At 58.5% G+C, this 17726-nt stretch carries 14 protein-coding genes; 13 read left to right on the plus strand and 1 reads right to left on the minus strand.

From position 1 onward, the window contains the following. Nucleotides 1-684 precede the first annotated feature (684 nt). From A4R35_RS20760 to A4R35_RS20775, 4 genes are all read left to right on the plus strand, one after another. A complete protein-coding gene (locus tag A4R35_RS20760) occupies nt 685-2580 on the plus strand; it encodes a PrkA family serine protein kinase (RefSeq protein WP_112432803.1) in 1896 nt (631 codons plus the stop codon). 320 nt (nt 2581-2900) lie between these two features. Continuing rightward, nucleotides 2901-4049, plus strand: a complete 1149-nt coding sequence (yhbH, locus tag A4R35_RS20765) for a sporulation protein YhbH (RefSeq protein ID WP_112432805.1) — start codon at nt 2901-2903, stop codon at nt 4047-4049. Between the two features lie 25 nt (nt 4050-4074). After that, complete coding sequence (locus A4R35_RS20770; RefSeq protein WP_112432807.1) at nt 4075-5538, plus strand: SpoVR family protein; 1464 nt, start codon at nt 4075-4077, stop codon at nt 5536-5538. Between the two features lie 252 nt (nt 5539-5790). Beyond that, the gene (locus A4R35_RS20775; protein WP_112432809.1) at nt 5791-6600 is read left to right on the plus strand and encodes a hypothetical protein; all 810 of its coding nucleotides are present in this window, start codon (nt 5791-5793) and stop codon (nt 6598-6600) included. Nucleotides 6601-6718: 118 nt separating this feature from the next. On the opposite strand, the gene A4R35_RS20780 is transcribed toward A4R35_RS20775, so the two are convergent. Next, nucleotides 6719-7336 (minus strand): sulfite oxidase-like oxidoreductase, encoded by a 618-nt coding sequence (locus A4R35_RS20780; protein WP_112432811.1) that lies wholly within the window; start codon nt 7334-7336, stop codon nt 6719-6721. A gap of 460 nt (nt 7337-7796) precedes the next feature. On the opposite strand from A4R35_RS20780, the gene A4R35_RS20785 reads away from it, so the two are divergent. The 9 genes from A4R35_RS20785 (at nt 7797) to A4R35_RS20820 (ending at nt 17697) form a co-directional block, all read left to right on the plus strand. Then, entirely contained in the window at nt 7797-9740 is a 1944-nt protein-coding gene (locus A4R35_RS20785) for a hypothetical protein (protein WP_112432813.1), read from the plus strand. Between the two features lie 74 nt (nt 9741-9814). Beyond that, nucleotides 9815-10216, plus strand: coding sequence for a DUF2203 domain-containing protein (locus A4R35_RS20790; RefSeq protein WP_112432815.1), 402 nt, complete (start codon nt 9815-9817; stop codon nt 10214-10216). Between the two features lie 68 nt (nt 10217-10284). Then, a complete protein-coding gene (gene prmC / locus A4R35_RS20795) occupies nt 10285-11154 on the plus strand; it encodes a peptide chain release factor N(5)-glutamine methyltransferase (RefSeq protein WP_112432817.1) in 870 nt (289 codons plus the stop codon). A gap of 308 nt (nt 11155-11462) precedes the next feature. Continuing rightward, nucleotides 11463-12890, plus strand: coding sequence for a glycosyltransferase family 4 protein (locus tag A4R35_RS20800; protein WP_189362126.1), 1428 nt, complete (start codon nt 11463-11465; stop codon nt 12888-12890). A gap of 419 nt (nt 12891-13309) precedes the next feature. Further along, the gene (locus A4R35_RS20805; RefSeq protein ID WP_146747291.1) at nt 13310-14116 is read left to right on the plus strand and encodes a hypothetical protein; all 807 of its coding nucleotides are present in this window, start codon (nt 13310-13312) and stop codon (nt 14114-14116) included. A gap of 157 nt (nt 14117-14273) precedes the next feature. Then, nucleotides 14274-14828: a MauE/DoxX family redox-associated membrane protein gene (locus A4R35_RS20810; protein ID WP_112432823.1), complete on the plus strand. Its 555-nt coding sequence runs from the start codon at nt 14274-14276 to the stop codon at nt 14826-14828. Next, nucleotides 14821-15165, plus strand: coding sequence for a hypothetical protein (locus tag A4R35_RS23975; RefSeq protein ID WP_146747292.1), 345 nt, complete (start codon nt 14821-14823; stop codon nt 15163-15165). The genes A4R35_RS20810 and A4R35_RS23975 overlap by 8 nt, the downstream gene beginning before the upstream one ends. A gap of 25 nt (nt 15166-15190) precedes the next feature. Further along, nucleotides 15191-15964 carry an ABC transporter ATP-binding protein gene (locus A4R35_RS20815; protein WP_189362128.1) on the plus strand — a complete coding sequence of 258 codons (774 nt, stop codon included), beginning with the start codon at nt 15191-15193 and terminating at the stop codon, nt 15962-15964. Further along, on the plus strand, nt 15964-17697 hold the full coding sequence (locus A4R35_RS20820) for a hypothetical protein (RefSeq protein ID WP_112432827.1): 1734 nt from the start codon (nt 15964-15966) through the stop codon (nt 17695-17697). The genes A4R35_RS20815 and A4R35_RS20820 overlap by 1 nt, the downstream gene beginning before the upstream one ends. Nucleotides 17698-17726 lie beyond the last annotated feature (29 nt).

Consider the following 17726-nt stretch of genomic DNA (forward strand, 5'->3'; position numbering starts at 1 on the left):
CTGGTCCGCAGAGGGTCGGGCTGGCGACCAGATAATGACCCAGATGGGGGATGTTGAAAAGCGGTGCTCGCCACTTGACAGGGGCCGGTCTGTACTGTATGCTACGATTACCGTTACTGTTTACTCTAGAACACGTCCGAATCGAGCAGCATATGCCATTCGACCAGGCAAGGTATCCCCTGCGAGGGGAACAGGTGGAACCTCTCGGGAGGGGCGCAGGGGCGAGGAGAAGGAGGGGAGAGAACAGGAAGCAGGGAAAGCACTTGCTCCGCGCGGCCCGAGGGCCAGACGCACAGCGGCCCATCTTCTCTGCAGCTTGGCAAGCCGCGAGAGGGTATTGAGGGCGAGAGGAGATGCGGAAGGAGAGCGAGCAGAAGATGCAGGCAGCCGATACAGTTATATCGCATGTTGCAACGTAGAAAGGGCTGGTTCTCTAGCTTGGCATGCAGATCGAGCAGAAAACCAGCCCTTTGATATCATAGTTTACCTGTTTTTCGCGCCGGAAGGAGCAGCAGTCATTGTAGTCATAGCAGGCATAGAAGGAAAGGAACCTCGGCAAAGGCGTACACCCGGTGTAACAGTCAGTAAGCGTTCTTCCCGTCCCGCCGGCGCTGGTCTGAGGCGAAGCGTCCCGCCTGCAGAATCAGCCGGCAGCCTAGCAGACAGAAGAAGAAAGGGTAACCTATGGACCTGGTGAAGCGGTTAGAGGAATATCGGGACCGAGAGCGAGCACTTGCGTGGGAGGGGACGTTCGCCCAATACTTTGAGATCGCGTGTAAGAGGCCGAAAGTCGCCCGCCTCTCGCATGAGCGCATTTACGACATGATCATGGAGGCGGGGGTCGAGACTACGCGCAACGGCGAACTGCGATACAACTTCTTCAGCCAGGAGATTTTCGGCATCGAGAAGGCGCTGCAGCAGATCGTCGACTACTTCCATTCGGCAGCCCAGCGCCTGGAGGTGCGCAAGCGCATCCTGTTGCTGATGGGGCCGGTTGGAGGCGGCAAGTCGACCATTGTGCAGTTGCTCAAGCGGGGCCTGGAAGCCTACACGCGCACCGAGGCCGGCGCCGTCTACGCGATCAAAGGTTGCCCGATGCATGAGGAGCCTTTGCATCTCATTCCCCAGGAGCTGCGCCCCGATATCGAGAAGGAGTTCGGCCTCTACATCGAGGGCGATCTGTGCCCGCGCTGCCGTTACATGCTCGACAACGAGTATCACGGGCGCATCGAAGATGTCCCCGTCCAGCGCATCGCCTTCAGCGAGAAGTATCGCATCGGCATTGGCACCTTTACCCCGTCGGACCCCAAGAGCCAGGACATCAGCGAGCTGGTTGGTGGCATCGACCTCTCGACCATCGGTGAGGTCGGTGTCGAGAGCGATCCCCGCGCCTACCGCTTCGACGGCGAGTTGAACGTTGCCAACCGCGGCCTGATGGAATTCATCGAGATGCTCAAAGTTGATGAGAAGTTCCTGTATGTGCTGCTCACCCTCAGCCAGGAGCAGAACATCAAGACGGGCCGCTTCAGCATGATCTATGCTGACGAGGTGGTAGTCAGCCATACCAACGAGCATGAGTACCAGGCTTTCGTCGGCAACAAGAAGTCTGAGGCGCTGCAGGACCGCATCATTCTGGTCAGGGTGCCTTACAACCTGCGCGTCTCCGACGAGATCAAGATCTACGAGAAGCTTCTCAAGCAGAGTGCCCTGCACAACGTCCATATTGCCCCGTACACGCTGCGCATTGCCAGCATCTTCGCCGTACTGACGCGCCTGGAGCCGTCGAAAAAGGCCGGTATGAGCCTGATGAAGAAGCTGCGCCTCTACGATGGCGAGGACATCGAGGATTTCAAGCAGAAGGATGTTCGCGAGCTGCAAGAGGAGGCCCAGCGCGAGGGCATGGATGGCATTTCGCCGCGCTATGTCATTAATCGCCTCTCAAATGCTCTGGTGCGCCAGAATGTGACCTGCATCAATCCGATTGATGCACTGCGCGCTCTGCGCGATGGTCTCGATCAGCATACGAGCATTACCCGGGAGGAGCGCGAGCGTTACCTCAACTTCATCAGTGAGGCGCGTAAGGAGTACGACGAGCTGGCCAAGAAGGAGGTGCAGCGCGCCTTTGTCTACTCTTATGAGGAGGCGGCGCGCACGCTGCTCAACAACTACCTTGACAACGTCGAGGCCTATTGCAACAAGACGAAGCTGCGCGATCCTATCACCGATGAGGAGATCGATCCCGATGAACAGCTGATGCGCTCGATCGAGGAGCAGATCGGCATCACGGAGAACGCCAAGCGGGCCTTCCGTGAGGAGATCCTGATCCGCATCTCGTCGCTGGCGCGCAAAGGGCTGACCTTTGACTATACCAGCCACGAGCGCCTGAAGGAGGCCATCGAGAAGAAGCTCTTCGCCGATCTGCGCGATGTCGTCAAGATCACAACCTCGACACGCACGCCCGATAAGGAGCAGCGGCGCAAGATCAATGAGGTAGTCGAGCGTTTGGTAACGGAGCATGGCTACTGCTATGTCTGCGCCAATGAGATCTTGCGCTACGTCGGGAGCCTGTTGAATCGCTAAGAAACGGTCTTCCAGGGGGTGAACCAGCCGAGCCGCCGAACTACGCAGGCCCTGGCGTGGTCGTAGCCTGCCGCAGCGCCGAGCAGCTGATCGCGCCGCGCCGCTCTTCTGCCCGCCTCTTGTTGGCCGGTCGCCTGCTCCTGCCAGGCTGACCAGACCAGGTACGACGAGAGCAGAGGTCAATCTGAGCCAGGGCGTGTGATGGGGAGGCGGGCCAGGCCGGGCCGGCAGGTAAGGCAGGACCGGGCGGCCTGCCCGGCCAGTGGTTCATCCCCTGTTCTCTTTTCGCTTCCGCTTCCAGCCAGGAAGGAGTGTGCGCTATGTCCGTCTCACAACACGATTGGTCGCTGCACCGGAAGGGGCAGATTGACCAGGAGCGCCACAAGGAGAAGATTCGCGAGGCTATTAAAAAGAATCTGCAGGAGATTGTCAGCGAAGAGAGCATCATTCTCTCCGATGGCAAGAAGACGGTGCGCGTGCCGATCCGTTCGCTGGAGGAGTACCGCTTCCGCTATGATCCTGGTCGCCAGACTCATGCTGGCCAGGGCGATGGGAAGAGCCGCGTCGGCGATGTGATCGCTCAGGAGCCACGTGCGGGTCGCGGCAAGAAGGGCGAGGCTGGGAAAGATCCCGGCTACGACTACTACGAGGCCGAGATCAGCATGGAGGAGCTGTCGGAGCTGATCTTCGAGGACCTGGAGCTGCCTAATCTGGAGCAGAAACGCCAGCAGGAGCTACAGACCGACGCGGTCCGCTTTACTGATATCCGCAAGCATGGCCCGCTGACCAATCTCGATAAGAAGCGCACCATCCTGGAGAATATGAAGCGCAACGCCACCAAGGGCGAGCCGCGTTTTAAGGACATCAAGAACGAGGATCTGCGCTTCAAGGTCTGGGAGCCAACCATTCGTTACGAGTCGAACGCCGTCGTGATCGCCATGATGGATGTCTCCGGCTCGATGGGTGAATTCGAGAAGTATATCGCCAGGAGCTTCTACTTCTGGATGGTACGCTTTCTGCGCACAAAGTATAATAACGTACACATCGTCTTTATCAGTCACCACACCGAGGCCAAGGAGGTGACGGAGGAGGAGTTTTTCCACAAGGGCGAGAGCGGCGGCACCCAGGTTTCGTCGGCTTATGAGCTGGCGCTGCAAATCATTAAGGAGCGCTTTAATCCCCACGACTGGAATATCTACCCCTTCCATTTCTCGGATGGCGACAACCTTCCCTGGGATAATGATCGCTGCGTGCAGCTGGTGCAGCAGCTCATCGAGCTGTGCAATATCTTCGGCTACGGCGAGATCCGCGAGGGCCACTATCGCTCTCCCAGTACGCTGATGTCGGCCTATAGCCGCATCACGGACAAGAAGTTTGTGGCGGTGACGATCTCGGATAAGAAGGAAGTCTATCCGGCGCTGCGCAAGTTCTTCGCGCGCCGCGGCGATGCTGTGCCTGCTGGCAGATAAGTGCAACTGCAAGGGAGAGATGCCTATGGCGGATAGCGATCTGGAGCGCCTGCGTGATCGCATCGGCTATGCCTGGGAGATTGCCCATGAGTTCGGGCTGGACCCCTTCCCGACTCATTTCGAGCTGGTCCCGGCCACCATTATGTATGAGTTTGCTTCCTACAGCCTGCCGGGCCGCTTCAGCCACTGGACTCATGGAAAGGCTTATTACCGTCAGAAGATGCTCTATGATCTGGGGCTGAGCAAGATCTATGAGATGGTGGTCAATACGAATCCGAGCTACGCCTTTCTGATGGAGATGAACGATCTGCTCCAGAATACCTTTGTGGCGGCGCATGTCTTCGGGCATACCGATTTCTTTAAGAATAATGTCTACTTCCAGCATACGTCGCGTCGCATGATCGAGCGCGCCAGCCTTAATGCGGAGCGCATCGCCAGGTATGAGTTCGATCATGGCAAGCTGGAGGTGGAGCACTTTCTCGACGCCGTGCTCTCGATCCAGGAGCATGTTGACTACCATCTCTTCTTGAAGGGCGAGGATGAGGCGGAGGAAGAGGAGCAGCTCAGGCGCGGCGAGGTGTCACGCACACGGCCCTCAACGGAGTACGACGATCTCTGGGAGCTGGATCGCGAGGAGAAGGAGCGTCGCGCCGAGGAGGAGCGCGAGCGTCGCCGTGGTCGTCCTCCAAAGTTCCCTGAGAAGCCTCAGAAGGATCTCTTGCTCTTTTTGATCCGTCATTCTCCTATTCTGGAGCCATGGCAGCGCGATGTGATTGAGATTGTGCGTCAGGAGTTCCTGTACTTTGTGCCGCAGATGCAGACAAAGGTCATGAATGAGGGTTGGGCCTCTATCTGGCATTCGCGCATCATGCGTGAGATGGCCGATCGCGGCATGCTCTCTGATGCCGAGGCGGTCGAGTTCGCGCGCATGCACGCGAGCGTGCTCTCGCCTTCGCGCACATCGCTCAATCCCTACTACCTGGGTTATAAGATTTTCGAGGATATTGAGCGCCGTTGGGATAACCCAACCAGGGAGGAGCAGGAGCGCCTCGGGCGCAAGCCAGGCATGGGCCGCCAGAAGATCTTTGAGGTCCGTGAGCTGGATAACGATGTGTCTTTCTTGCGCAACTATCTGACAAAGGAGCTGGTCGAGGAGCTGGATCTCTACCTGTATAAAAAGGAAGGCGATGAGTGGGTGATTGTGGAAAAGAACTGGGAGAAGGTGCGCGACGGCATCGTAGCCAGCATGACGAACTTCGGCTTCCCCTACATCGTGGTCGACGATGGTGACTATCGCGGCAACCGAGAGCTGTATCTGCGCCATCTGCATGAGGGCCAGGACCTCGATATGGTCTATGCTGAGAAGACGCTGCAGTATGTCCATCAGCTCTGGGGTCGACCGGTCCATCTGGAGACAGTCTACGATGGCAAGCGTATTCTGCTCTCCTACGATGGTGAGCGCAATAGCAAGACGACGCTTGAGCGCTAGGCCCATCCCGGCCCTCTTCCCAGGCGGTGGCGCAGGAGCTGGCGCGGCAGTTGAAAGTGCTGGGGCTGGGGCTCAGCTCATTTCGCTGCCGCGCTCTTGTCTTTTGGGGAGACCTCGTCTATAATACAGCTGCCTACAGTAGTGTTCTTTCTTACACTTCCTCCAGGCACTTGAGGGGTCGCGTGCATTATTGATAGATCCTCCTCTTTCTCTCCTGGCATGGAGCGGTGATTTTGTGCAAAGGAGGATTCCATGCCATTTGGCCCTCATCTGATGGTTTCTTCTGAGGGAGGACAGTGCATTCTGAACCGCGTCTACTATGAACCGCAGCACGACGATCAGGAGGCTTTTGCGAACGCGCTGGGTCAGGTAATCTACGATGCCCGGTGGTACGCGGTGACCGCTGAGCCTCCCTACAGACAAGGGTTGCCCAGAGGGATCTCGCTGCGTGTTGTGCTGCTGGGGGAAGAGGCCTTAACCGCTGCTCATGAGGAGCTGCTGCGAGCAGAGGGCTTCAGCCCGGGTGCCCAGGGCTGGCTGCTCCGCTTCCCTGTCAGCTGGGAGTTGGATCAGGGCTATCGGATACTGCAGGAGGAGCTGGAGCGGCGGGTCGATCGTCGCGATCCCCGCCTTCCTCACGATGAGCACACCACCGTCGCAGTGCACAATATGAACGTCCTCATAGAGGTTGCGCGTACTGCGCTCGGCCTCGATCTGGATGGCTCCTTTGAGAGCGTGAAGAAGCTGGATGAGCTGCTCCTGATGGAGGAGGTAGAGCCGGAATGGCGCTTTCGGGTTTTCGCTCCGGCGACGCTGATCGCCTGCGGCGACTATACGGCTGAGGTGGCGGTGCGCACCTTTCCTGAGCTGTACTGGAGCGACGATGAGCCGGATGAGGCTTATCCGCTGGCATTTGAGGGAAGCCTCATGCCAGAGAGTGGCAGGGGAGGAAAGATGAACCCACGCGGTAAGGCCAGGAAGCGCTGTCTTTACGGGGATGGAGACTCGCTCTATAGTTTGATCGCGGTAGTGATTGACCTGCTGCGCCGGAACCGCTCCTAGCTCTCTCTGAGCCAACGCGCCGGTGCTCCGGCCAGCCGTGCTGAGGTGAAGCTCTGGCAATGGCGGGACGGGGCGACCGGCGCGGCCTGTGCTCTGTTGCCTGCTAGCGAGGAGACAGCTACCAGTAGCGCTCTTCCGCCCACGGGTCGCCACGGTTGTGGTAGCCGCGCATCTCCCAGAAGCCCGGGCGGTCCTCGGCCATGAACTCCAGCCCGTCGAGCCACTTCGCGCTCTTGTAGAAGTAGAGCTTGGGAACGACCAGGCGCACCGGACCCCCGTGGTCCGGCTCCAGGTCCTTGCCATCGTGCTTGATGGCGATCAGCACGTCATCGTCGTCCAGGCTGGAGAGCGGCATATTGGTCGTGTAACCGGTCCAGGAATGGGCCATGACGTATCTGGCGCTCGGCAGCGGGCGGGCGCGCTTAAGAATCTCGCGGATGTGGACGCCCTCCCAGGTATTATCAAAACGGCTCCAGGTGGTGACGCAATGGATATCGGTGGTAATGGTCACCCGTGGCAGCGCGAGGAACTCTTCCCAGGTCAGTTCAAAAGGCTGTTCGACCTCACCGCTGATCTTGAGTCGCCAGTCGGGCGGGAAGCTCGGCGTGCGCTCGTAGCTGAGCACTGGCCATTTCCTGGTCAGGTACTGGCCGGGTGGCAGCCGGTCCGGTCCCGGGCCCTCTTTAGCGTTGGGATTGGTCGCTCTTTCAGGTGCCTGTCGTTTAAACAGACTCATGCTGCTGGACTCCTTATACCTGGTGATTTTCCAGGTGAGCAATAGCTGGCAAAGGTCAGGCAGACAAGGCGCTGGGAGCTGGTCAACGTTCTTCGTCTCGGCTCCCGGGCTTACCCGGTTAATTGCTTATGCCTTCCTTTCCCCTTTGGTTATGTTACAACACTCATAACAGTCTCGCCCAGGGGAAAATTCCCTGCGCTGCCAGAGAGCGGCTCAGGAGGAGCGCGGCTGGGCGGGTGTTGTGCTTTAGCCGACCAGGCACTACAATAGAGGGGCGGCTGTGCAAGCGAGGGAGCTGACTGAGAGAGCCAGGCCGCGGGAGCCTGGAAAAGGAGTGTGGCGGGTCGGGAGAGAGACGGCCAGTGCAGAGTCGAGGCCTGATCAGCTTTGTCGCTTCACAGATGAGTAGAAGATAACCATAGGGGTTGCCTGCTGGCGGTGAGGCAGGAGGGAGCGAGCGATGATTACGGTACTTCTGGCAGTCGACGGGACACTGATTGTCATGGCGATACTGACGGCGGGGCGCCTGGGATTTGGCCGGCGGGAGCCGTTTGAGACTCGGCGCTTTCTGCGCTGGTTTGGCGGATATTTCTTCTTCAATCTCCTCTTTTGCTTTCTGCTGGTCTACTTTAATCTTCCAGCTCTGACCGGACCACTGGGAGGCTGGCAATGGGTGCTCTGGCCGCTGGCCATCAGCAGCCTGGCGAATCTCTTTTCGCTGGTGCGTCCGATTTTCGGGGCTAGAGAGGAGATCGTGGCAGGCGCTGGGAGACGGAGTGCGGCGGGCAGGTCAGGGGCCAGGCAGGAGGAGACCGCCGGACAGAGCCAAGCCATCTCGCGAGGAAACGTGGCGGCTGGTCTCTTCGGGCTGGTGGTCGTAGGGATTGTGGGTCTGGTGGTTTCGGGACTGATCGTTGTCTTTACGACCTGGTTTGACAGCAATGCCAAGGCCCTGGCAGCCATCCCCCAGATTAAAGCGGCCAACTCGCCGACGCTGCCGCCTACCGACCCCAACCATATTGTGCTTGTCAGTCCGGGGGTGGCGGCTTACGAGGGGCAGCAAGTGCTGGGAGCCACTGGCCAGAATCTGGGATCAACCTACAATCTTGACCCTAACAGCTACACGCTGCAGTCCATTAACCATCACCTCTACTACGTGGCACCGCTCACCTACAACAATATCTTTGTCAATCTCTCCAACGCTCATACCCCTGGCTTCGTGGTTGTCGATGCTGAAAATCCCGAGGCGACGCCACGGCTGATGACTGGGGGAGATAAGACTCTGGCCTATCTACCGGGGGCCTTGCTCAATCAGGACCTGCTGCGTCACGTTTATCTGAGCGGCTACACCTATGGGCGTCTCGTTGATCCAACGTTAGAGCTGGATGACCAGTATCATCCCTACTGGACCATCTCCCTGATGCAGCCTTCGCGTGGCTATACCGGCGACGTGCTCAGCGAAGTTCTGCTGGTTGATGCCCATACTGGCCAGATCACGCGCTATCGTCCCCAGGATGTTCCGAGCTGGGTGGATCGTGTGATGCCGGCGGCGACCGTCACGCAGTACCTGCAGTGGTGGGGTCTCTACCATGCCGCCCCCTGGTTCAATCCTTCGGGCGCCAATCAGCAGGTGCCGGCCAGCGAACCCCAGCTGCTCTATAACAGCGTCGATCAGCCAGTCTGGTTGGTGCCAATGACCTCCTCCTCTCTCAATGATAATTCCAGCACGGGCATCGTCCTCTTTGATACCCATGCCAATCGAGGCACCTTCTACCCGCTGACTGGGATTGGTATCGGGAGCAATGTCGAGAATACCATTCAGTCGACGCGTGCTAACCTGCGCAGCTACGATGTTGATAGTGTGCAGCTCTATCAGCTCTATGGAGAACCGACCTGGGTCGCTATCTTTGTCCAACATGTCAGCAGCGGCAGTATCTTTCAGGCTGTGGGCATTGTGGATGCACGCAATCTCAATGGCAGTAATGTCCAATACGATACGACGCTGAGCGGTGCCCTGCAGGATTATCAGCAATGGCTGACGCAGCAGGCTTCTGCCACTAAGCGCCCGACCAGCGGCACCGTCAAGGCCGTGGTGGGTAGGGTGGTGCGCGTCGCCTCGGTGCAGGAAGGGTCGAATACGGTCTTTTATCTGCAGCTTGCCGATCAGCCGTACATATTCACGGCCAATCTCTCGCTTTCGCCGAAATTGCCGCTGGTGCAGCCTGGGGACGTAGTCAAAGGCGACTATTATGATAGCGGTGGGCAGGTGATGGTCTTTAAGACCTTCGACGATTTGAGCGTTCATCTTGCTGGCCCAACGGAGACCCCGTCTCCGACGGCTTCCCCGCCGGTGACTTCGACATCGCCCCCGGTGAGCACGAGCACCCCCTCCGCTGGTCACTAGCCGCGACGTTGGGTGAGAGTGCGGCAGGACAGACAGCCGGAGTGGCAGTAGCACTATAAAGAAGGAGGGTTGGGATGCCTCATTATTTTACGCGCGAGGAGGCCGAGGCCCTGCTACCTGTTATCTCGCCGATCCTGCGCCATATTCAGGAGCAGCGACGCAGGCTCAGGGAGGGAGAGGAACGTGCTCATGCGATTCGTCTGCGTATCATGAAGAACGGTCACAATGCTAATGAGACTATGATGGAGATTCAGCGTGAGCAGGTTCTCTATCTGCGACGGCTACAGGAGGCGCTGGAGGAGCTAAACGAGTTGGGCTGTGAGTTGAAAGATCCCGATATGGGTCTCGTTGACTTTTTGAGCCTGCGTGAGGGGCGGGAAGTCTATCTGTGCTGGCATTTAGGGGAAGAGCGTATCAAGTATTGGCACCCACTCGATACAGGCTTTCAGGGGCGTCGCCCGCTGGATGAGGAGTAGAGGAAGAGCGGAGCCTGAAGCAGGCTCTTGAGTCGGGACGGGACGGAACGACTCGGGGAGGAAGGTTCATGACTGTCAAAGAGGCTCTGGAGTGGGGGCGGCGTCTGCTCCAGACGACGGGGCGCTCCGCTCGGGAGGCTGGACGCGATGTGCAGGTGTTGCTTGGCCATGTCCTGGGTGTGGAGCGCTCGGCTCTCTATGCCCATCCTGAACGAGAGCTGACAGAGGCGGAGCTGCAGCGCTTGACGGCCTTGCTGGAGCGGCGTCAGCGCGGTGAGCCAGTTGCCTATTTGCTTGGTCACAAGGAGTTTTTTGGACTGGACCTGCTCGTCGACCGGCGCGTGCTCATTCCGCGCCCGGAGACGGAACTCCTTGTAGAGGCAGTCCTTGCTGAGGCCCGGAACCGCCTGAGCCGGGGAGAGGTACCGATCGTTGCCGATATTGGCACTGGCTCTGGGGCTATAGCCGTGGCTCTGGCGGTGAGCGAGCCGCATCTGCCTTATCTGTATGCCTGCGACAGCTCAGCGGCGGCGCTGGAGGTGGCGCGGCTCAACTGTCAGCGGCATGGAGTCAGCCAGCGCGTGCGTCTGCTGCAGGGCGATCTGGCGGAGCCGTTGCCCGAGCCGGTTGATCTACTGGTGGCCAACCTTCCTTATGTGGGCACCGAAGAACGAGAGCTACTGGCCCCGGACGTGCGCGACTTCGAGCCAGCGGAGGCTCTCTTCGCCGGTCCCCGTGGCTTAACGCTCCTGGAGCGTCTCCTACGACAGCTTCACGAGCGTCCCGTGCTTAAAGATCGGGCGAAGGTCTTTCTAGAGATCGGCTATCAGCAGCGTGAGGCGCTAGAGGCGCTCGCGCGTCAGCTCTGGCCTGCGCTGCAGCTCACTTGTCAGCGAGATTATGCGGGTCAGGAGCGTCTCCTCATTCTGACCTTCTGAAGTGTCTTCTCTACTGCAGACTGGCCGAACCGGGAGCTGGCGGGGGAAGACGATTGCTCTAACAGTGAGGGAGGGGAGAGCATGTTGCCTATCCTCTCTTCCCTTTGTTCCCCCCCCCATTCTGGACTAGTATAAATCGGCGAACTCATTGCGTTCCTTTTGAAGGAGTCCGTATAATCGGACTACCGTCGTGCTTCTGGGTGGTCCCCTACCACGATGGAAGTGGCAAGATGGCCGGCCAGAGCGACGGAGAGGCAGACGAAGAACACGGTGGGGAGCAGCGACAGGCTCCTCACAGGAGACGGTACATGGTCCAGGCCGGTGACTTGCAGTTGACTATGGCAGCGCTTCTGCCTGTGGCTTCCTGGCTTCCTCCACTGGCGCTGCCGTTGCTCGGAGGCGTTGCTGCTTTTGTTCTGACCTATCTGCTGACCTTTGCTGTGCGGGCGCTCTGTCTCCGCATGGGTTGGCTCGACTATCCTTCTGAGCGCCGTGTGCATACGGTCCCTGTTCCTCGTTTGGGGGGCGTGGCTATTTTCCTCTCGTTTGTAGTGGCTTCGCTCCTCTTCTATACACCAGCGCGCAATATTCCTACTTCTCTGTATGTGGAAAGCACGGTTTACTGGCTCTTCCTGCTGGCTTCACTGCTCCTGGTGACGGTCCACCTCATCGATGATCTGATTGGTTTGAAACCTCTGATTAAGTTGCTGGCGCAAACGGTAGCGGCGGCGATTCTCCTGGCACCCTGGGAAGGACGCTTTCATGGGATCTTTCTCTTCTCCTTCAATAATCCTTTTGCCCCTGGCTTAGTCTATCTGGGAGTGCATGATAATGCGATCACGCTAGCGGCGATCCCCGCTCTCTGCTTTACCTGGTTCTGGATGGTGGGCATGATGAATACGGTCAATCTGATCGATGGGGTCGATGGGTTGGCCGCAGGAGTGGTAGGGATCACCGGCCTGTTTACCGCTTTGATTAGCTGGGTTTTCCATCAGGAGAGTATCGCGGTACTGGCGGCGATCTTCACGGGCGCGGTGCTGGGCTTTCTGCCCCATAACTGGAATCCGGCGCGCATCTTTATGGGCGATACAGGATCAATGTTCCTGGGCCTGGGGCTGGCGGTGATGTCGACGATTGGCGGGGCCAAGCTGGCCCTGGCCTTGATGCTGCTCGGGGTGCCGATCCTCGATGTGGCGGTGGTGGCGATCAATCGCGTTCGCCACGGTCAGCGCCCCTGGCACTATGACAAGACGCATCTGCATCATCGATTGATGGCTGCCGGGTTGACGGTGAAGCAGATCTGTTATCTGTTTTATGGGGTAACATTTGCCTTCGGAGTGCTGGCGGCTAGCCTCTCAATTTTGTCGCTCGATATCGCCAATCGACAGAATGCCCATCTCTTCAAGTTTATCAGTATCCTGCTGGTGGTGGTGATTATGGTGGCCCTGATCGTCTGGATCGATTATCGCCAGCGTCAGCGCGGGGGACGCCTCCAGCTCGGCGACCCTTCTCCTTCTGGCCATTCCGATGGCGCTGCTGTCTCGGAGACGACTCAGAAGCAAGAGACAACACTGCCCGCAGAACACCTGCCCTCGACCTCGACCTCAGCCCCTGCCTCAACGAGGAATCAGACCGGCGGCAATAGCTGGACACAGCCAGCCTCAAACAGCGAGGATGCCACTCGCCTGGAGCCAGGTGAATGGCGACTGCAGACCGGAATAGATCAGCTGCATTAGTGGCCTTGAGCCAGCCAGGCTGGCTCAAGGCCATCGCCTGTACGTTGATACGTTTTTGGTGAGACTTGGTCGATCTTATCGACGTCTTTGTTCTTTCCTCGGCTCCATCATCACCAGGTCCTGCGATAAAGCAGACTCTGAGCGCGCGGATTGCAGGGGTAGATGGGAGAGGCTGATATATGCCCCATGAGGTAGTGCAAGGGATGCACAGACACCCTCTGGCTGATTCCCCTGTGGACCTCACAACAAGAAAAAGGACTAGCCAAAAGACTCAAGCCTGTGCTGGTCTAAGAAGGCAGAGGAGGTTATCCTCGGATTGGGGACAGGAGAGGATGGAGGCTTGAACCTGCAGCGGCAGAGTAAGGGTCTCCGCTCCTGCCCAAGAGCAGAAAATTTCCGCCAATAATAGGAGGGAACCGATGGCTCTTCAGAAGCTCGCAGCTGCTAAGTTGCTAAGCCGTCGCCGCGCCATGAAAGGGGCGCTAGCTGGCGTCTTAGCGGCAACGCCGTTACTAGGGCAGGTGCCGGGCGTGAGTGCTGCTTCTTTAGGGATGAATCAGCCAGGCGTAAAGGTGCTTGCTCTGACAGGAAAGCTGCTTAAGCTAGAAGAGCAGCGCTTACGATCAACGCCAGGTTTTACTCAAGTAGAGGAATTTTTGAAGCAAAGAGGATTGGTGCTTTCTGATCCTTTGCTGGAAGGCTATTATCTCTATCGCCAGACGGGGCAGCACTGGGAGCAGGAAACTATTCTATCACTCAGCTATATACAACCATCGGGATCGCAGCAAGACGTAACAGTCACCTACAGTCGTAAGGATCAGCAATACAGTCTAGACATTGTGCTGGCTGATCGGCAACAGCACGTAGGAGAGGGCTACGTTGTTAGCAGTAACGGCCAGATTGAGCTGGCGGCCCGCCTGCATGCTCAGGGGAACAAGCAGATTTTGCAAGTAGCTCAGCAATACGAGCAGGGCCTCCTATCACCTGCTGTTGATCCTGCCTCAAGTATTCAGTGTAACCTCTGTCGAGCCGTTTGTAGTGGGGTTGTGGGGACAGGATGCTCTATCCTGGGGGCGGTCTTTACCTGTGGTGAAATCTGTTTACCTCTGGGGGAGAATCCGCTTTGCTTCTCACTATGCGCCGTGGCCTACCGCCTTGTCTGCAGTATTGCCGGCACTTTTGATTGCGTCCAGCTCGTCTGTGTCGACGCTTTCCACGTTTGCTGATCAGAGGGGGAGGCCACTTCCTTCTTCAAACTGGGCCAACTGAGGGTCACCTGATGGCGCCTGCGAGATCGCTCTCTCAGGTGATCCTCTTTTTTAGAGAGGGTAAGCCCTCTTGGCCGCATGCTGCCCTTAACCCGCGAGATGATCGGAGGCTTCTATGGCGATACTGGTGACAGCCGCTCGGCTCATTGGGGGCCTTGTTTTTTTGTGGGCTGGAGGAAGTAAGCTCGGTAGCCTAAAGAGCTTTACTCGGATAGTCCTCGAATTTGATCTGCTACCTCCTTATGCCGCCAGGATATTGGCCTGTGTGCTGCCTGAGCTTGAGCTAATAACAGGCCTGCTCTTGCTGTTGGGGGTGATGGTGCCTTTCGCTTCTGTGGTGGCTCTGGCTATGCTGAGCTGCTTCTCCATAGCGCTCAGATCTGTCTCACGGCGGCGCAACGTCCTCACATGTGGCTGTTTTGGCTGGCGAGGGCAACCTGTAACCTATAAGGAGGCCTTGCTGCGTAACAGTTTGCTGGCGATCCTGGTTCTCCTCAGCGGCTTCTTCGCTGCTCTGCAGCCTCCTTCCCCATTACTACACCTTCCAACCGCTCAAGATATAGTGGCTTTCCTCCTGGCAGGAAGCGCCATTGAAATATATTACATCACAAAGGTTTTATGGAAGATAATTGAGGAAATGAAAGCATGGCAGGGAAGACCTTATGAGTAAAGCTGAGCAGTTTCTTGCGGTACTTCTCTTTGGGGCGGTGGTCCTCGATGGTATCGCTGTTTTTGCTCTGGCCCTGCTGGCAAGCTTCTCATTGGCTCTGGCGCTGATTATATTAGCGTGTTTGTTCGGGGTCACCGGTGGGCTGGCGCTGAGCTATGGCTATGTTCGCCGCCACAGGCTGAGAGGGAGGGGGCAGCTGAGTGGGGGAGGGCAGCCATCGGAGAAAGATGGTAGCGGTATCAGTACGAGTCCCCCCAGCCATTTTCTCATCCTGGGCTGGGGCATGCTTGTTGCGGCACTGGTGCTATTTGGTCTCAGGCTGTTCTGGTTGCACTAGCACTAGGCGGGAAGAGAGCTGCAGGATGGTGCAGAGCGCAGGTGAGCGGCCCCTGTTGGAGGTTGAAAGACTCAGTAAAGCCTATGGATATCTCCAGGCGGTGGATCAGATCAGTTTTCGGCTCTGGCCTGGGGAACTGGTGGCTCTGCTTGGCGAGAATGGGGCGGGCAAGACGACAACGTTGCAGATGCTGGCTGGCATGCTGACCCCGGATGGGGGAAAAATCTGCCTGCACGGGCAGCGCCTGACTGCAGGTGAGCTGAAGAGGCTCGTAGGCTATATGCCTGAGATGCCCGCTCTCTACCCGGGATTGACCGGCCAGGAGTTTCTTGAATTTGTGGGTGGGCTGCGTGGCTTCCCTCGTGCCATCTGTCGCCAACGTGCCAGCGAGCTACTCGTACGCTTTGGCCTGGAAGAGGTGACCCAGCGGCGCATTCGCGGCTACTCGCAGGGGATGAAACGCCGACTCGTGCTCTGTGCGACGCTCCTGCATCAGCCACCCCTGCTCTTGCTCGACGAGCCGTTGAATGGGATCGACCCTTCGGGGGTCATACTGGTAAAGCGTGAGCTGGCCGCCTTAAGCGCGCGGGGGCATGCCCTGCTGATCGCAACGCATCTGCTGGATGTGGCTGAGCGTCTCTGCGGGAGGGCGATCATTCTGGCGCAGGGTCGCATCGTGGCCGATGGGAGCCTCGATGAGCTGCGTGCCCGGACCGGAGAGGCGACCCTGGAGCAGATTTTCGCCAGGCTGGCTCAGGTCGCCTTGGCTGAAGTGGAGAAGGAGGAAGAACGGCAATAATGGGCGAGGAGAGTCAGACAGGAGGTCGATGGAGGACCAGGCTCTTACGCGATCATTGGAAGAACCAGCTGGCTGCACTGATCCGCCTGGAAGGCTGGCTTCTGCGTGAGAGCTGGCTGGAAGCTCCCTGGTGGCGTCGAGTGGGGTCCCTGCTGGGCCTGTTGCTGCTGCTATGGCCGAGTGCTTCTGTGCTGAGCGCGGTCCTGCTACTGGCACCGGCCCTGATCGCTGAGTATCTGCCAGCAGCGATAACGATGACCGGTTGCCTGCTCGTGATCTTCCAGGTGCTGCGTGCGCCAGGGGTGCTCTGGGAGGGCGATGTGCTGATCTGGTGTCTACTGGCGCCTGTGCCTCGTTCCTTGCTGCTGCTCCGCTCGATCTATCGGCTACTGAGGGATATGGTGGCGGCGATGATCGTCCTGCTGCTGCTGCCATCACTGGCGGTCTGGCTGACGCATGGCTCGGGAGTCCTGATCGGGCAGCTCTGGCTGACGGGCGCTTATCTGCTGCTATTGTGCTCGTTTCTGGCTCCTACAGGCTTGCTGCTTCTGGCCTGGTGTCTGGGGGTCAGGCGGGCGAGGAGCGCTGTGGCCTCGGCAGCGCTGCTGCTCTGCCTTCCCGCGCTGCTGGTTATCGGACTTTGGCTGGCGGCAACGGCTCAAGGAGGAAAGGGCTGGTTGGGGGCCTGGAGTGACATGGTGCAGGTGCCAGCAGCGCTGCTGCTCAGGGCAGAAGGAGATCTTTTAACCCTGCCTGCCGGACGGCTGACAGGGGCTGATGGCCTCGTCTTGCTGGGGGGGCTGTTGCTGTTGCTGGCCCTGGGAACTGGCTATCTCTGGCTGGGAAGCTGGCTCTATCAGGATATCTGGGAGGGCTTGCAGACGCAGCGTGAGAGGCGGAGCCGGCAGTCGGGGGCAGCCGTAGAAAGGCATCTTCTCTGGGAACTGGCCTGGCGTTTGCCGGGCCTTCCACCTTCCTGGGCTGCCTTACTTGGCTACTGCTGGCGTGAGGGAATGTGGAGCTGGACAGATCTGCCGACGATTGTGGTCGATGTGACTATCTCGGTAGGGATCATGGCCAGCACCCTCTTCTCACCGGGGGGGCTGCAGCTCTATCGTGATTTCTGGCCTGTTTTGGGGGTGCTCAACCTGCTCATGGGGAGCCTGCCCATGTTGCTGGTGCTAAGCAGAGGATTGATAAAGCGGCTGCTGCTGCCCCGGTGGCTATGGCGTAGTCTGTCTATCAAGGCAGGTAGCCTCTTTGGGGCTTTGTGGCTGGCCATCCTGCTGCCGTCGCTCGTGCTCTGGCTTGGCCTCTCCCTCATCGGCGGGTGGCTGCTGGGAGCTTCTCCCCTGGCAATTGTCATCTGCCTGCTGATGCTGGGCCTGGGCCTGGCGGCTGCTGCAGCTCTATCGTTGATGGACGGAATTGTGGAGATGGCTGATGGGGAGCGATCAGCGTTCCCTGTTCTCCTGCCGACGGCCATCCTCGGGGTGCTCTTGTTGCTCAGCGTGACCCTGATTACCGCCTTGCTCTTCATCCCAACCTTGCCAGCGCAGCTTCAGCGGGATGTAGGTCTCTCCTCTCTCTCGTCCCAGGTGTGTATATTGACTGGCACGCTTGCCACTTGTCTGATCGCTGGTATTACTGCACTGGCTTGCTGGCTGGGACGCCGGCGGTTGGCCCGCCTCCTGGGGCAGGAAGGACGTAATGCGGGCCGATATTCTGAATGAGGTATCAGAGGACGAAAGGAAGGCACTGC

Source organism: Thermogemmatispora tikiterensis (assembly GCF_003268475.1).
GTDB classification, from domain to species: domain Bacteria; phylum Chloroflexota; class Ktedonobacteria; order Ktedonobacterales; family Ktedonobacteraceae; genus Thermogemmatispora; species Thermogemmatispora tikiterensis.

Excerpts from the sequence above, each read along its gene's own strand:
- A4R35_RS20760 (WP_112432803.1), top strand. The coding sequence starts at position 685 with ATGGACCTGGTGAAGCGGTTAGAGGAATATCGGGACCGAGAGCGAGCA.
- yhbH (WP_112432805.1), top strand. The coding sequence starts at position 2,901 with ATGTCCGTCTCACAACACGATTGGTCGCTGCACCGGAAGGGGCAGATT.
- A4R35_RS20770 (WP_112432807.1), top strand. The coding sequence starts at position 4,075 with ATGGCGGATAGCGATCTGGAGCGCCTGCGTGATCGCATCGGCTATGCC.
- A4R35_RS20775 (WP_112432809.1), top strand. The coding sequence starts at position 5,791 with ATGCCATTTGGCCCTCATCTGATGGTTTCTTCTGAGGGAGGACAGTGC.
- A4R35_RS20780 (WP_112432811.1), bottom strand. The coding sequence starts at position 7,336 with ATGAGTCTGTTTAAACGACAGGCACCTGAAAGAGCGACCAATCCCAAC.
- A4R35_RS20785 (WP_112432813.1), top strand. The coding sequence starts at position 7,797 with ATGATTACGGTACTTCTGGCAGTCGACGGGACACTGATTGTCATGGCG.
- A4R35_RS20790 (WP_112432815.1), top strand. The coding sequence starts at position 9,815 with ATGCCTCATTATTTTACGCGCGAGGAGGCCGAGGCCCTGCTACCTGTT.
- prmC (WP_112432817.1), top strand. The coding sequence starts at position 10,285 with ATGACTGTCAAAGAGGCTCTGGAGTGGGGGCGGCGTCTGCTCCAGACG.
- A4R35_RS20800 (WP_189362126.1), top strand. The coding sequence starts at position 11,463 with ATGGTCCAGGCCGGTGACTTGCAGTTGACTATGGCAGCGCTTCTGCCT.
- A4R35_RS20805 (WP_146747291.1), top strand. The coding sequence starts at position 13,310 with ATGGCTCTTCAGAAGCTCGCAGCTGCTAAGTTGCTAAGCCGTCGCCGC.
- A4R35_RS20810 (WP_112432823.1), top strand. The coding sequence starts at position 14,274 with ATGGCGATACTGGTGACAGCCGCTCGGCTCATTGGGGGCCTTGTTTTT.
- A4R35_RS23975 (WP_146747292.1), top strand. The coding sequence starts at position 14,821 with ATGAGTAAAGCTGAGCAGTTTCTTGCGGTACTTCTCTTTGGGGCGGTG.
- A4R35_RS20815 (WP_189362128.1), top strand. The coding sequence starts at position 15,191 with ATGGTGCAGAGCGCAGGTGAGCGGCCCCTGTTGGAGGTTGAAAGACTC.
- A4R35_RS20820 (WP_112432827.1), top strand. The coding sequence starts at position 15,964 with ATGGGCGAGGAGAGTCAGACAGGAGGTCGATGGAGGACCAGGCTCTTA.